This is a genomic window from Mesorhizobium sp. M2A.F.Ca.ET.046.03.2.1 (genome assembly GCF_003952425.1).
Taxonomy (GTDB): domain Bacteria; phylum Pseudomonadota; class Alphaproteobacteria; order Rhizobiales; family Rhizobiaceae; genus Mesorhizobium.
This window is the reverse complement of sequence record NZ_CP034449.1, coordinates 4,288,849-4,303,439: the sequence shown is the minus strand read 5'-3', so window position 1 is coordinate 4,303,439 and position 14,591 is coordinate 4,288,849. Positions and strand designations below refer to the sequence as shown.

The window sequence follows — 14,591 nt, the reverse complement described above, 5'->3', positions numbered from 1 at the left end:
AAATTAGGATGACGGTTCAACGAAACGTCGTGTTGTAGCAGGACGGAACGCGATCGCACTCCCTGCTTCCAGCGGCGCATCGCTTGGCCGACTGATCTGCGAACGAAGCGCTGTGGCTAAGGCAAACCCAATCTGCTCGCCTTGGCGGAACTAGATCCGCAATATGAGATTTGGACTCTTCGTTCCTCACAGTCTCTCTTGTGGAAACCCACGTGAACTTGAACACGTAATTTGACGTTTACTCAAGTCCCCCCCAATTTCGGCTAATGTTCGAGATCACCCGCGACGATATTGCTGCACTGAACGATGAAAATTTGCGGTCGCTAATCGGCCGTCTCTGCGAGGCCACGCTCCAGCGCGCGAATCTCCCTGTCTCTGCGGCGACTTGGGGCGGCGACCAAACCGCCAAAGACGGCGGCGTTGATGTGCGTGTGGCGCTGCCCGCAGGAAGCAAGATCGAGGGCTTCATACCAAGGGCCGCAACCGGCTTTCAGGTGAAGAAGCCTGACATGCCCCGATCGGAGATTCCGAAGGAAATGAGGCCGAATGGCGTCATTCGTCCGGTGATTGAGGAACTGGCTGCCGCGGATGGCGCCTACATCATCGTAAGCTCAAGTGGATCCACCGCCGATTCAGCGCTTAACAATCGCCGAGCGGCGATGGCGGAAGCGGTAAACAGCATTGCTGACGCCGAAAAGCTGCATCTCGACTTCTATGACCGCAATCGTATCGCGAGCTGGGTGCGTGCCAATCCGGGGCTGATTGCGTGGGTTCGTTCCCGGGTTAGAAGGCCCATCCCCGGGTGGAAGTCTTACGGGGACTGGTCAAGCGTGCCGGCGGGCGCGGATAAACGCTATCTTCTTGATGACGAGGCACGCATCAAGACGGGCAACAAAGACGATGGTGAAGGCCTGTCGGCCGTAGATGGCATCAACCGCATGCGAGATGCGCTGCGAAAACCAGGTCAGGTTGTTCGTCTTGTTGGCCTCTCAGGTGTTGGCAAGACACGGCTGGTCGAAGCCTTGTTTGACAATACTGTGGGCGCGAACGCGCTGGACCCTTGCCTCGCCTTTTATACCGACGTTGCCGATGGGCCTGATCCACAGCCAAAGGTTCTTGCCTCTGAGCTGACCGCGGCCGGCACGCGCGCGATTTTGGTGATTGACAACTGCCCTCCGGAAACGCACCGGCACCTATCGGAGGTGGTGCGTGCCTCGGGCTCAGCGGTCAGCGCCATCACCGTAGAATATGACATCCGCGAGGATCAGCCAGAAGGCACAGACGTTTTCTCGCTGGAAACATCGTCGGTGCCTCTGATCGCAAAATTGGTGGCGGGTCGCTTCCCGGACTTATCACAGCTCGACAGCCGCAGGATTGCCGAGTTCTCAGGCGGCAACGCGCGGATAGCACTTGCGCTTGCCGGCACCGTAAAGAAAACCGAGACGGTCTCTGGGCTCACCCACACCGAATTGTTCAAGCGTCTCTTCCAGCAACGCCACGAGCACGATGCGGGGCTGTTGCAAATCGCGGAAGCCTGTTCGTTGGTTTACTCATTTCAAGGGGAAGACCTGACGGGCGAGAATGCGGAACTGCCCGTGCTCGGCGGGTTGATCGGAAAGACCGCCCAGGAGGTGTTCACCGCAGCCGCTGAACTGAAGCGGCGGGATCTTTTGCAAAAGCGTGGGGAATGGCGCGCGATCTTGCCCCACGCTATCGCAAACCGACTTGCGGAACTGGCTCTTCAGAATATCCCCTATTCCATTATAGAAGCCGCGATTGTGAATGGGACGTCAGAGCGCCTGTTGCGCTCTTTCTCGCGCCGCCTTGGCTATCTCGACAGCAGCAAGGAGGCCCAGGCCATCGCCAAAGGCTGGCTTGCACCGGGCGGCCTTCTCTTCGATGTGTCGAACCTAAACCCGCTTGGCCACGCGATGCTCGAAAATGTCGCGCCGGTACAGCCTCGAGCAACACTTTCCGCGCTTGAGAATAGCTTCGCCAATACAGACGTGGATGCGCTACTGGCCGGCGCACCTCTTATCCGGCTGTTGCATGCGCTCGCCTATGACGCTGAATTGTTCAAACGTTCCGTGGCATTGTTGTGCAAGTTCGCGGGCATGCATGGTGTGGTGGTCGACAGCGATGCCGAGAAGGCAATCGCGCCTCTCTTCTACGTCGCTTTTTCCGCGACCCACGCACCGTTGTCGATGCGCCTCGAAGTAGCGACAGAATTTCTAAAATCAGACATGCCGGTTGAATGCCATCTCGGCGTCAAGGCGTTGGAAGCCATGATGACAACCGAGCACTTCAGGCCCTATTCCAGTTTTGAGTTCGGCGCGCGGTCGCGGGACTATGGCTACCATCCAAAGAGTAAAGCCGAGTACGATCAGTGGTTCGGCGATGTGCTCAAGACAGCGGAACCCTTCGCGCTACATGACAGCAAAGTCAGAGTACGGGTTCAGAAAAGCATCGCCCGCAAATTTCGAGGCCTCTGGGCGAATGCGGGCCAGTACTACGCGCTGGAGCGCATCTCCAGGGCAATTGCCAAGGACGGTTTTTGGCGCGAGGGTTGGATCGCAACACGGCAAACCCGGCGATACAGCGCGAAAATGCTGGATGCCCGGGCACTGCAACGCCTTACCGAACTGGAGGAATTTTTAAGACCGAAGGATTTGATCGATAGCGTACGGGGAATCGTGCTCGGAGAAAGAGGAGGCAGCCTTGATGACTTCGAGGATGATGACGAAATGGACATTGCCGAGCGCTTGAAGCGCGTCGCCGAGGCTGTTGTGGAATTTGGAAAAGAAGCCGCAGCCGACGAAAAAGCTCTCGCTACAGTCCTTCCGGAACTCATCGGCGGCCATGGGCGGCTTTTCGAATTTGGGCAGGGACTTGCCCTGGGCGCGGACGAGCCGCGCGTCATGTGGAAGCGATTGGCCGCCCAAGTGGCCTCAGCCCAACAGCCAAATGTGCAACTGTTGCGTGGCTTCCTCAATGGGCTTCAAACAAAGGAAGCCACGGCAACACAGGCATTCCTTGATGAAGCCGTAGATGATGCCGTTCTCGGCAAATGGCTGGTCGATCTTCAGGCGAGCGTCACGATCGATGAGGTAGGTGTTGGCCGCTTCCATCGCGCCTTAGAGCTTGGCAAGGTCACTGCCCACGACTTCTTCGTTCTGGTTGGCGGGCGCGTTTGCGATCCAATTCCGGGACCTGCATTTCGTGACCTAGTGGTTGCGATTGCTGCGAAACCCGACGGCTATCCCATCGCCCTGCAAATCGTCATGATGCGCCTACATTCGGACGGCAGCGCGGGACGGAAGCCAAAAGCTGAAACACTTGAGGCTGGGCGCATTCTTCTTAGCCGGCATTCATTCGAGCCAGATCCCAGGCGAATTGATCACAGTGACCACACACTGGGCGGTATCGCAAAGAGCTGCTTGAACGGGCCAGAAGGCGCTCCCGTTGCACGCAAGATATGGCGCGACTTGAAAGCGGCCATTGAGAAGGACGAGGTTTACGCCTGGGACCACAACGACCTTTTGCAAGCCCTATTCAAGATCCAACCTGTAATCATGCTGGACGAGCTCGTTGCGGGTAACGAGCAGGATCGCCGGAACAGCATTGATATCGTTCAGGATGTGATGCACGGCCATCCAAATCCGGTTAGTGAGGTTCCAGATCATGTCATTTTAGAATGGTGTGCGGCCGACCCGGAACCTCGCTATCCCTTTGCTGCTGCCGTCGCCGAGCTTTTCACCCGCTACGATGGTACGGCCGCGCTGGAATGGCGGCCAATCGCCAAAGCGCTTTTGGAGCGCGCGCCTGACCCGGTCGCGGTGTTTGAAGAGATTAACCTCTGGCCAAGAAGCTTTGAGGGGGTCGTACGCGACGGAATGCGAGGTTCGCCTTAACTTGCTCGACCGGCTTGAGACCGGAACCAACCCAGGCCTGATCGCGACGGTCAAGGAAACGCGCGCCAGGCTCGCCGAAACGATAGCCAAAGAACGACGCGAGGAGTTGGAGAAAGACCGGGCGGAAAGCGGTCGCTTTGAATGAACGCGGCCGGCTTATGTTTCGCGATTTAGCCGAAAAATTCGTCGCGGTGGATGCCTCACCTCTCGGCGCACCAGCAGCAGCGCGGTTTCCGTGCGGAATTGCGTTCCCCGACTGGCGTCACGGCGCGAGCGCCGCTTCCACCAGGCGCTTGGCGTCGGGGCTCGACCATTCGGCCGGGCCGTTCATATGCGCGATCAAGCAGCCGTCCGCGTCGATCAGCATGGTGACCGGAAGCCCGAGCGCCAGGCCGCGCGTCTTCGCCTCGTTGAACAGGGCGATCGTCGGATCGCGGTAGAAGCCGAGCGTCTCGACGCCGATTTCCTTGAGGAACTTCTTCGGCTTGGTATCGTCGCCCGTATCGACATTGACCGCGACGACCTCGAAGTCCTTGCTGCCCTTCTCCTTCTGCAGCGCGTCGAGCGCCGGCATCTCGGCGCGGCAAGGCGCGCACCATGTCGCCCACAGATTGAGCAGCACCGTCTTGCCGGCATGGTCGGCGATCGTCATCGGCTTGCCATCGGGACCGTTGAAGGCGAGGCTTTTCAGCGATTGCGGCGGATCGGCTGGCTGCAGCGCCGCGACCTGGCCAACCGCTTTTGCGGCGACGGTCTTGGCCCGGGTTGCCTTGGCCGCACAGGCGGTGTCGTCTTTGCCGGCGGCCGCAGCGACCTTCTCCGGAGCGTTGTTGCCAGAACCGCTCTCGCTGACATATACCGCGACCGCGCCGGCCAGCACGCCCGCCACCAAAGCGGCAAGGATTAGGCGCGTAGCCGGAAAAAAGAATCTCTTGCCGTCTGCCATTTTCAAAACTGCTCCGGAGCACGGGTTATAGCGATGAGCGACAAGAAGGCCAGCAACCAGATGTGGGGCGGACGTTTTGCCTCGGGTCCGGCCGCGATCATGGAAGCGATCAACGCGTCGATCGGCTTCGACCGCAAGCTCTATGCGCAGGACATAAGCGGATCGATCGCCCATAGCGAGATGTTGGCTGAAACGGGCATTATTTCGGCGGCCGATCAAGAAAAAATCGCTCACGGGCTGAACACGATCCTGAAAGAGATCGAGGCCGGCACCTTCGAATTCTCCACCAGGCTGGAAGACATCCACATGAATGTCGAGGCCCGCCTTGCCGACCTGATCGGCCCTGCGGCCGGACGTCTGCACACCGCCCGCTCGCGCAACGACCAGGTGGCGGTCGATCTGAGGCTCTGGGTCAAGCAGGAATGCCAGCGCGTCGCCGAGGCATTGAAGGACTTGATCGCCGCATTCCTCGAACGCGCCGAGGAGCATGCGGCGACCGTCATGCCCGGCTTCACCCATATGCAGGCCGCGCAGCCGGTGACTTTCGGCCACCATTGCATGGCCTATGTCGAGATGTTCGGCCGCGACCTCTCGCGCGTCCACGACGCCATCGAGCGCATGGACGAAAGCCCGCTTGGCGCGGCGGCGCTTGCCGGCACCAGCTTTTCCATCGACCGTCATATGACCGCGAAGGCGCTCGGCTTCCGCGAACCGACGCGCAATTCGCTGGACAGCGTTTCGGACCGCGACTTCGCGCTGGAATTCCTGAGCCTCGCCGCGATCTGCGCGACGCACCTCTCGCGGCTCGCCGAGGAGATCGTCATCTGGTCGACGCCGCAATTCGGCTTCATCCGCCTGTCGGATTCCTTCTCCACCGGCTCCTCGATCATGCCGCAGAAGAAGAACCCGGACGCCGCCGAGCTGGTGCGCGGCAAGACCGGCCGCGTCAACGGCCATCTCGTCGGCCTGCTGACCGTGATGAAGGGCATGCCGCTGACCTATGGCAAGGACATGCAAGAGGACAAGGAAGCGGTCTTCGACGCCGCCGAGACGCTCGACCTGATGCTGGCGGCGACCACCGGCATGGTGCGCGACATGACCGTCAACGCCGCCGCCATGAAGAAGGCCGCCGGCGCCGGTCACGCCACCGCGACCGACCTCGCCGACTGGCTGGTGCGCAATCTCGGCCTGCCCTTTCGCGAGGCGCACCATGTCACCGGCCGCGCCGTGGCGCTCGCCGAGGAGAAGAAGGTCGGCCTGGAGAAGCTCTCGCTGGAGGACCTGCGCTCGATCCATCCCGGCATCACCGACGACATCTTCTCGGTGCTTGCCGTGCAGAATTCGGTGAAGAGCCGGGTGAGCTTCGGCGGCACCGCGCCGTCCGAAGTGCGCAAGCAGATCCGCTACTGGAAAAAGCGGCTCGCCAAGGCTTAATGCCTGTCGCCAGAAGTGCATAGCGGTTCTGGGACAACGACATGCATCAAAACAAATGCATGTCGCCCGGACGTGTGCAGCGGTTCTGGGCACGATATGCATCAAAACAATTGCCCGGATGCAAAGTGCCGAAAACTCGGCTAAAAGCGGCGGCACAGGAAACAATTTCAAACGGATGGATCGATGACCCGTAGCAGGATTTTGGTGACGCTAGCGCTGCTGGCGGCGGTTGTCACCGTCACGGCCTGCGGCAGGAAGACCGGCCTCGACACGCCCTATGAGGCGGCGGAGCAGGCGCGCAAGGATGCGGAAAAAGCCAAGCAGCCCCTCCCGCCCGAGCCGGAGAAACCGGTCAAGGACAGGAAGTTCATCCTCGATCCACTGCTCTAGAGCCGACGGGATCGCTCGATCTCACCACGCTCCAACTTTCGGGACCAACCCTCGTGAACCATTTCGACTACCGCGACGGCGTGCTCCATGCCGAGGACGTCGCCATCCCCGATATAGCAGCCGAGGTCGGCACGCCTTTCTACTGCTATTCGACGGCGACGCTGACCCGGCATTTCCGCGTTTTCAGAGAAGCCTTCGCCGGCCTCGACGCGCTGGTCTGCTACGCCATGAAGGCGAACTCCAACCAGGCCGTGCTGAGGACGCTGGCCAGGCAAGGTGCTGGCGCCGACGTGGTCTCGGAAGGCGAATTGCGCCGTGCCCTGGCCGCCGGCATCCCGGCCAGCAAGATCCTGTTTTCCGGCGTCGGCAAGACCGCGCGCGAGATGGATTTCGCGCTCTCCGCCGGCATTCTTTGCTTCAATGTCGAATCCGAGCCTGAACTCGAACTGCTGTCGGCGCGCGCCGTGGCGCTCGGCAAGGTGGCGCCCATCTCGCTGCGCATCAATCCGGATGTCGATGCCAGGACACACAAGAAGATCTCGACCGGCAAGGCCGAGAACAAGTTCGGCATCCCGTGGCAGCGCGTGCGGCAGGTCTATGCCCGCGCGGCCGAATTGCCCGGCATCAAGGTGACCGGCATCGACACCCATATCGGCAGCCAGATCACCGAATTGCAGCCCTTCGACGACGCCTTCGCGCTGCTGGTCGAGCTGGTCGGCGCGCTGCGCGCCGACGGACATGCGATCGAGCATGTCGATCTCGGCGGCGGCCTCGGCATCCCCTACCGCGTCGACAACAGCCCGCCGCCGCTGCCCGACGCCTATGCCGAGATCGTCAGGAAGCATGTCACCAGGCTCGGTCTCAAGGTGATGTTCGAGCCCGGGCGCCTGATCGTCGGCAATGCCGGCATCCTGGTGTCCGAGGTCATCTATGTGAAGGAAGGCGACGCCAGGAATTTCCTTATCGTCGACGCCGCCATGAACGACCTGATCCGGCCGACGCTCTATGACGCTTTCCACGACATCCGGCCGGTGGTGCAGCCGCCCGCCTCCACACCCCGCATGAAGGTCGACGTCGTCGGCCCGGTCTGCGAGACCGGCGACTTCCTCGGCCACGACCGCGACCTGCCTAGGCTGAAGGCCGGCGACCTGATCGCTGTTTCGACCGCCGGCGCTTATGGCGCGGTGCAGGCCGGCACCTACAACACCAGGCTTCTTGTGCCGGAGGTTCTGGTCGACGGCGACCGCTTCCATGTCGTGCGCCCCCGCCAGACCTATGAGGACCTGATCGGGCTGGATTCCGTTCCCGACTGGCTGAAGTAGCCGAGCGGTGACGCCTTAAGGAGCAAGCCATGCTGGAGAAAAAGACGATCACGCGCGAGCGCATCGCCGCCGTGGAGCCGCGCATCCGCCCCTATATCCGCCATACCCCGGTCATACGCGTCGACATGGCGGATTTCGGCCGTCCCGCCTTTCCGGTCGACCTGAAGCTCGAAAGCCTACAGCATTCCGGTTCCTTCAAGGCGCGCGGCGCCTTCACCAACCTGCTCGAACGCCAGGTGCCCGAGGCCGGCGTGGTGGCCGCGTCCGGCGGCAACCACGGTGCGGCCGTCGCCTACGCCGCCATGAAGCTTGGGCACAAGGCCACGATCTTCGTGCCCGAGGTCAGTCCCCCGGCCAAGCTCGCGCGCATCCGTAGCTACGGCGCGGATCTGGTCGTCGGCGGGGCCCGCTATGCCGAGGCGCTGGCCGCCAGCGAGGACTTCGCGGCGCGGACCGGCGCCCTGCAGATCCACGCCTTCAACCAGGAGGAAACGCTGCTCGGCCAGGGCACGCTCGGCCTGGAGATCGAGGCCGATCTGCCCGAGATCGACACGCTGCTGGTTGCCGTTGGCGGCGGCGGCCTGATCGGCGGCATAGCCGCCTGGTTCGCGGGTCGCATCCGCATCGTCGCCATCGAGCCCGAGGGCGCTCCGACGCTTTATCGCGCTTTGGAGGCCGGAGAGCCGGTCGACGCCCCGGCCGAAGGCATTGCCGCCGACTCGCTGGCCCCGAAGCGCGTCGGCGAGATGATGTTTCCGATCGCCGAAGCCTTCGTCGAGCGCTCTATCCTGGTCAGCGACGACGACATCATAGCTGCGCAGAAGGCGCTGTGGGACCGCGTGCGAATCATCGCCGAGCCGGGTGGCGCAGCGGCCTTCGCCGCCATGCTTTCCGGGCGCTATGTGCCGGCGGAGGGCGAGCGCGTGGCGGTCCTGGTCTGCGGTTCCAATACGAATCCTGGCAATTTCTGATCATAACCCGGCAAAACCGCTTCACGTTTTTGGAACCCGCCTCGCCTTTGCCGTGTTTGCTGGTATCCTTCTGGTGATGACGTCCGGGCTTACGCCCGGGCAGGAAGGGCCGATGACGGAACGACCCATTTCCAGCGGCGAACGCGGCCTGGCCTTGCGCTTGGCGCTCAGCCGGTTGGCGACGCGGGCCTCGATGGTCTTCGAGCGCGGCTGGCCGCTCGTGCTGCCGCTGTTGATCGCCATCAGCCTGTTTCTCAGCTTTTCGTGGTTCGGCCTGTTCCCGCGTCTGCCCGACGTCGCGCGCATCGGCCTCTTGATCCTGTTCGCCCTGTCCGGGGTCGCGGCGCTCTATCCGCTGCGTTTCTTCCGCATGCCCTCTGCCGCCGAGATCGACAGGCGTATCGAGGCGGCAAACCAGTTGCTGCACAGCCCGGTCCAGGTGCAGACCGATCGTCCCAGCGGCGCCGAGAGCATCTTCTCGCAGGCCTTGTGGCGCGAGCACCAGAAGCGGATGGCCGAGCGGCTGTCGAGCCTCGGCGCCGACCGACCGCGCAGCCGCGTCCCGGACTACGATCGCTGGGGCCTGCGCGCCGTGGCGGGGCTGCTGTTCGTCACCGCTTTGGCCTTCTCCTTCGGGCCCTTCGGCGGCAGGGTCAGCGACGGCTTCGTTGCCCGCGCCGCGCGCGATACCGTGCCGCCGCGCATCGACGCCTGGGTGACGCCGCCCGCCTATACCGGCAAGGCGCCGCTGTTCCTGACCGCCGACGCCAACCAGGCGGTCCAGACCTTCTCGGTGCCGCAAGGCAGCGACGTTTCGCTGCGCGTCACGGGCAGTTCCGGAGAGGAGACGCTAAGCTACGCCGATCAAGACGGCAATGCGCGCGCCATCGAGCCCGCGGCGCCCAAAGGCCCCGCGCCTGCCAGCCAGGCCGCGCCCAAAGTGCGCCAGTTCTCCGGCAAGCTGGATTCGAACGGCACGCTGACGCTGAAATCCGCCGAAAGCGATCTCGGCCACTGGGCCTTTGCCGTCATTCCCGACAAGCCGCCGGCGATCCGCTTCGTCGGCGAGCCGAAGCGCGCCGTCAACGGCTCCATGGAGCTGAACTACGAGATCGATGACGATTACGGCGCAGCCTCGGCCAAGGCCGTTTTCGAGCTGTCGGATCCGCCGGCCGCCAATGCGCATCCGCTCTACGGCCCGCCGGACCTGCCGCTGACCCTGCCGCGCCGCGGCGGCAAGACGAATGCGGCCAAGACGACCAAGGACCTGACCGAGCATGTCTGGGCCGGCAGCGGCATCAAGCTGACGCTGAGCGTCACCGACGATGCCGGCCACACCGCGACCAGCGAAACCAAGACGCTCATGATGCCGGAGCGGCCCTTCGCCAACCCGCTGGCCCGCGCGGTGATCGAGCAGCGCCGGCTGTTGGCGCTGGATACCAACGCCAAGCCGCGCGTTCTCGACCTGATGGACGCGATCACGCTGCGGCCCGAGGACACGTTCGACAACATGTCGAACTATCTCGCCATCGTGAGCGCAAGGAGCCGTCTGAAGCTCTCCGAGAGCGACGACCAGCTGCGCAACGTCGTCTCCTATCTCTGGGAGCTCGCGCTCGGCATCGAGGAGGGCAATCTCTCGGCCGCCGAGCGGCGGCTGCGCCAGGCGCAGCAGGCCTTGCAGGACGCCATCAAGAATGGCGCCAGCGATCAGGAGATCGAGAAGGCGATGAAGGAACTGCGCGAGGCGATGAACCAGTTCCTGCAGGAATTCGCCCAGCGCGCGCAGCAGAACCCGAACGCGCCGCAGATGCAGCAGAACGGCCGCGAGCTGCGCCAGAGCGACATCGACCGCATGATGGATCAGATCGAAAACCTGGCCAAATCCGGCGATCGCGACAAGGCGCAGCAGCTTCTCTCCGAGCTGCAGGACATGATGAACAACCTGCAGGCCGGCCGCCAGCAGCAGGGCGGCGAGCAGGACAGCGAGCTGCGTCAGCAGATGGACAAGCTCGGCGACATCATGCGTCGCCAGCAGGAGATGATGAACGACACCTTCCGCCTGGACCAGATGCAGCGCGGTCAGCGTGGCGAAGGCGGCGAGCAGCAGCAGCTTGGCGAGGATGGCGAGCAGGGCCAGCCCAATGACCAGCAGCGGCCGGGTCCCGGCCAAGACCGCGATCCGCTGGCACGGCCGAAAATGTCGCCGAAGGATTTCGCCGATGCATTGAAGCAGTTGCAGGAAGGCCAGGGCCAGCTGCAGAGCGAGCTCAATCAGCTGAAGAAAGGGCTCGAAGGCATGGGCATGGAGCCCAATGAGGGTTTTGGCGAAGCCGGAAAGTCGATGGGCAATGCCGAGCAATCGCTCGGCCAGGGCGACGGCGACCAGGCCGTCGGCCACCAGGGTCGCGCGTTGGAAGCGCTGCGCCGCGGCGCCAAGGACATGATGAAGCAGATGCAGGCCATGCAGGGGGACCAGGGAGGCAGCGAGCAGGGCGGTCGCGAGCAGAATGCCGACCGTGACCCGCTGGGACGGCCGCGCGCCACCAATGGCCCCGATGACGGCACTTCGGTCAAGGTTCCCGACGAGATCGACGTCCAGCGCGCCCGCCAGATCCTCGACGCGATCCGCAAGCGGCTCGGCAATGCGCTCAGCCCCGACATCGAGCGCAGCTATCTCGAACGGCTGCTGGAGCTGAAGTAGCTTCTGCCTCACAGCTGTTAGACTGGATGTGACGGCCCTTGCCCACTTTTGGGATGCTGGCGGGACAGCGCCCCCCTCTGTCCTGCCGGACATCTCCCCCACTTGGGGGGAGATCGGATGTCGTCACCGCTTTCGCCAATTGCCAGCGCCGCAATCACCAACACCGCAGGAAAAGCGCGGTCGCGGGAACTGGCAATCTCCCCCCTTGTGGGGGAGATGTCCGGTAGGACAGAGGGGGGCGCGAAGGATCGCTGTGCGTCGGTATCTATGCCGCAGGCGCGACCTGCCTTGTCAGCATGAAGGCGTCGCGGATCGCGTTTTCCATGCCGTCGATCGCCTCGCCGGTCGCGAGCGGATTGCGATGCAGGACGACGTTTGACGAATCGATGTCGCCGAAGCCGTCGGCGGCCGTCAATTCCCGGCAATCGGGCGGGATGTTGCTGCGCGAAATCGGCGCGATCGCCAGGCCGGAAGTCACCGCGAGCGTCAGGCCGCCATTGGTGTCGCTGGTATAGGCGACGCGGTAATCGAGGCCGCGCTGCTGCAGCGACTTGATGGCGAAGTCGCGGCACCAGCCGTTGCGGCTGTAGAGCGCGATCGGCACCGGCCGGTCCTCATGCATGCGGTGCAGCGTCGAAGTCACCCAGACCGTCGGGTCGTGCATCAGCACCTCGCCGCCGGAAGAGCCCTCCCATTCGAACACCACGGCGAGATCGAGCTCGCCGGCCGCGAGCGCCCTCACCTGCGAATCCGAATGCGCGTAGCGCACCGTGACCTCGACGCGCGGATGGCGCTTGGCGAATTCGCCCAGCGCCCGCGACAGGATCGAGCGGCCATATTCGGCCGGGATGCCGATGCGCACCAGCCCGCCAAGCGGCGGCGCCACCAGCGAGGCAGCCGTTTCGTCGAGCAGCGAGACGATCCGGCGCGCATTGGCGATCAACTCGCCGCCGCGGCGCGTCAGCGCCACGCCGCGCGAGCCGCGCTCGAACAGATTGTCGCCGACCATGTCCTCCAGCTTCTTCATCTGCATGGACACGGCCGATTGCGTGCGCCCGGCTTTCTCCGCCGCGCGCGTGAAATTGCCGGTTTCGGCCACCGCCACGAAGGTGCGCAGGAGGTCGCTGTCGAGGACTGGTCTCATCGAAAACCGCCATAAGCAAATCTGATTGCTGGCATCATCCCAATTCGTTTGCAACATGTCAAACGCCGCAGGATAGTTCCCATACCCATTGGATAGGCGGTCGCGAGTCGGCCGCGGACCAATCGAAGAGTCCTCACTCGTACCCGCTGCGCGAAACGGTAGCGGGTTCTTTTTAAGAGCATGATCCCGAACCGAAGGACCGCGTCAGCGAAAAGTGGGAACCGGTTTTCGGGCGAGATCATGCTCAAACAACAAGAGTTGGAGCAGGATGACGGTTCAACGAAGCGTCATCCTGCTCTAGGAGCAATTCCAGGAAAAGTGCTTGCGGTTTTCCGTCCGGAATTGCGTGAAATGAATATCGATGCGGCTCGCGGGGGGCCGAGACTGATGCGGAACCGGTTGGTGCTTGGCATTCTGAGCCTCTGCCTCGGCGTGCTGGTCTTTTCGCTGCAGGATCCGCTGGTGAAGGCGGTGTCGGGCGGCTATCCGGTGACCGAGGTGATGGCGATCCGCGCCATCGTCGCGCTGCCGATCCTGATCGTCATCGTCCAGGCCGATGTCGGCCTGAAGGCGGTGCTGTCCAAGCGCTTCGGCCTGCTGACGCTGCGCGCCTTCATCCAGTTCTCGTCCTATACGGTCTATTATCTCGCGATCGCGGCCTTGCCCCTGGCAGACGCGGTGGCGCTCTATTTCATGGCGCCGCTGTTCATCATGGCGATGGCCGGACCTTATCTCGGCGAGCGCGTCTCCTGGAAGACGCTGGCGACGGTGCTGATCGGCCTTGTCGGCGTGCTGGTGATGGTGCGCCCGGGCGCCGGCGTGTTCGACTGGGCGGCGCTGCTGTCGCTGGGCTCGGCCTTCCTATACGGCTTTTCGCAGTTGATGGCGCGCCGCATCGGCGACACCGAATCATCGACGGTGATGGCCTTCTACCAGAACGGCGCTTATCTCAGCGGCGCCGTCGCGGTCGCGACCGTCTTCCATCTCGCCGGCATCACCCATGCGGCGCATCCGAGCGTCGAATTCCTGGTGCGGCCGTGGGTGTGGCCGACGATGCCGGATTTCCTGAAGATGGCCGCCTGCGGCTTCGTCGCTTCCGCCGGCATGATCCTGCTGTCGCAAGCCTACCGAATGGCGCCGGCAAACCGCGTCGCCACCTTCGAATACACCGGCATCCTGTGGTCGCCGCTGTGGGGTTTCCTGTTCTTCGCCGAAGTGCCGCGCGAGACGACCGTGCTCGGCGCGGCGCTGATCATCGGCGCCGGCCTGCTTGCGCTCACCGGCGAGCGCCGGCGAAGCGCAGCACCCGCGGCCGGTGCGGTCTCAAGCGAAGCAGCTTAACGCCTTGCCGACGCGGGCGCGGATCTCGGCAAGCGTGAACGGCTTCTGCACGACGTCGAGGATGATGCCGTTGAGCTCCTCGGCGCGCTCGCGCTGGTCGGCATAGCCGGTCATCAGCATGATCCGCAGCGTCGGGAACTCTCTTGCGGCGGCAGTCGCCATCTCGATGCCGTCCATCTCCGGCATACGGATGTCGGACACCACCAGATCGTAGCCGCCGCGGGCCTGCCGGATCGCGTCCAGCCCTTGCGACCCATCGGTGGCGACGGTGACATCATGGCCGTCGCGCTCCAGAGCGCGGGCGGCGAGGGTGCGGACGGACTCATCGTCCTCGACGATCAGAAGCTTTGCCATGCCGAGATAGATGCCGGCGAAACGTTGACGTTTTCTGAAAATTCTAACGATCAGCGGCTTTTCGGGGCGAAACGGGG

General features: G+C 63.3%; 11 protein-coding genes. 8 read left to right on the top strand and 3 right to left on the bottom strand.

The annotated features are described in order from the left end of the window. Window positions 1-266: 266 nt before the first annotated feature. Window positions 267-3,911, top strand: coding sequence for a hypothetical protein (locus EJ072_RS20515; RefSeq protein WP_126081037.1), 3,645 nt, complete (start codon window positions 267-269; stop codon window positions 3,909-3,911). A gap of 1 nt (window position 3,912) precedes the next feature. Continuing rightward, the gene (locus EJ072_RS36075) at window positions 3,913-4,056 is read left to right on the top strand and encodes a hypothetical protein (RefSeq protein WP_189343060.1); all 144 of its coding nucleotides are present in this window, start codon (window positions 3,913-3,915) and stop codon (window positions 4,054-4,056) included. Between the two features lie 117 nt (window positions 4,057-4,173). Here the strand turns inward: EJ072_RS36075 and EJ072_RS20510 are convergent, their stop codons facing one another. Beyond that, window positions 4,174-4,857 (bottom strand): TlpA disulfide reductase family protein, encoded by a 684-nt coding sequence (locus EJ072_RS20510; RefSeq protein ID WP_126081036.1) that lies wholly within the window; start codon window positions 4,855-4,857, stop codon window positions 4,174-4,176. 33 nt (window positions 4,858-4,890) lie between these two features. Between EJ072_RS20510 and argH the strand changes: the two genes are divergently transcribed. The 5 genes from argH to EJ072_RS20485 all read left to right on the top strand — a co-directional run bounded on the left by argH (window position 4,891) and on the right by EJ072_RS20485 (window position 11,675). Next, window positions 4,891-6,291, top strand: coding sequence for an argininosuccinate lyase (gene argH, locus EJ072_RS20505; RefSeq protein ID WP_126081035.1), 1,401 nt, complete (start codon window positions 4,891-4,893; stop codon window positions 6,289-6,291). 183 nt (window positions 6,292-6,474) lie between these two features. Beyond that, window positions 6,475-6,681, top strand: coding sequence for a lipoprotein (locus EJ072_RS20500; RefSeq protein WP_126081034.1), 207 nt, complete (start codon window positions 6,475-6,477; stop codon window positions 6,679-6,681). A gap of 53 nt (window positions 6,682-6,734) precedes the next feature. Then, the gene (gene lysA, locus EJ072_RS20495; protein WP_126081033.1) at window positions 6,735-8,003 is read left to right on the top strand and encodes a diaminopimelate decarboxylase; all 1,269 of its coding nucleotides are present in this window, start codon (window positions 6,735-6,737) and stop codon (window positions 8,001-8,003) included. Between the two features lie 29 nt (window positions 8,004-8,032). Then, complete coding sequence (locus tag EJ072_RS20490; RefSeq protein ID WP_126081032.1) at window positions 8,033-8,974, top strand: threonine/serine dehydratase; 942 nt, start codon at window positions 8,033-8,035, stop codon at window positions 8,972-8,974. A 112-nt stretch (window positions 8,975-9,086) separates the two neighbouring features. Beyond that, complete coding sequence (locus EJ072_RS20485; protein WP_126081031.1) at window positions 9,087-11,675, top strand: TIGR02302 family protein; 2,589 nt, start codon at window positions 9,087-9,089, stop codon at window positions 11,673-11,675. A 265-nt stretch (window positions 11,676-11,940) separates the two neighbouring features. Here EJ072_RS20485 and EJ072_RS20475 read toward each other — a convergent pair whose 3' ends face one another. After that, window positions 11,941-12,819 (bottom strand): LysR substrate-binding domain-containing protein, encoded by an 879-nt coding sequence (locus tag EJ072_RS20475; RefSeq protein ID WP_126081029.1) that lies wholly within the window; start codon window positions 12,817-12,819, stop codon window positions 11,941-11,943. A gap of 387 nt (window positions 12,820-13,206) precedes the next feature. Here EJ072_RS20475 and EJ072_RS20470 point away from each other — a divergent pair, with 387 nt between their 5' ends. Continuing rightward, window positions 13,207-14,160, top strand: coding sequence for a DMT family transporter (locus tag EJ072_RS20470; RefSeq protein WP_126081028.1), 954 nt, complete (start codon window positions 13,207-13,209; stop codon window positions 14,158-14,160). Here the strand turns inward: EJ072_RS20470 and EJ072_RS20465 are convergent. Further along, a complete protein-coding gene (locus tag EJ072_RS20465) occupies window positions 14,143-14,514 on the bottom strand; it encodes a response regulator (RefSeq protein ID WP_126081027.1) in 372 nt (123 codons plus the stop codon). The two genes, EJ072_RS20470 and EJ072_RS20465, sit on opposite strands and share 18 nt — an antisense overlap. Window positions 14,515-14,591 lie beyond the last annotated feature (77 nt).

Bases quoted from the DNA above. Each gene is read 5' to 3' on its own strand.
- EJ072_RS20515 (WP_126081037.1), top strand. From the start codon at position 267: ATGTTCGAGATCACCCGCGACGATATTGCTGCACTGAACGATGAAAAT.
- EJ072_RS20510 (WP_126081036.1), bottom strand. From the start codon at position 4,857: ATGGCAGACGGCAAGAGATTCTTTTTTCCGGCTACGCGCCTAATCCTT.
- argH (WP_126081035.1), top strand. From the start codon at position 4,891: ATGAGCGACAAGAAGGCCAGCAACCAGATGTGGGGCGGACGTTTTGCC.
- EJ072_RS20500 (WP_126081034.1), top strand. From the start codon at position 6,475: ATGACCCGTAGCAGGATTTTGGTGACGCTAGCGCTGCTGGCGGCGGTT.
- EJ072_RS20490 (WP_126081032.1), top strand. From the start codon at position 8,033: ATGCTGGAGAAAAAGACGATCACGCGCGAGCGCATCGCCGCCGTGGAG.
- EJ072_RS20485 (WP_126081031.1), top strand. From the start codon at position 9,087: ATGACGGAACGACCCATTTCCAGCGGCGAACGCGGCCTGGCCTTGCGC.
- EJ072_RS20475 (WP_126081029.1), bottom strand. From the start codon at position 12,819: ATGAGACCAGTCCTCGACAGCGACCTCCTGCGCACCTTCGTGGCGGTG.
- EJ072_RS20470 (WP_126081028.1), top strand. From the start codon at position 13,207: ATGCGGAACCGGTTGGTGCTTGGCATTCTGAGCCTCTGCCTCGGCGTG.
- EJ072_RS20465 (WP_126081027.1), bottom strand. From the start codon at position 14,514: ATGGCAAAGCTTCTGATCGTCGAGGACGATGAGTCCGTCCGCACCCTC.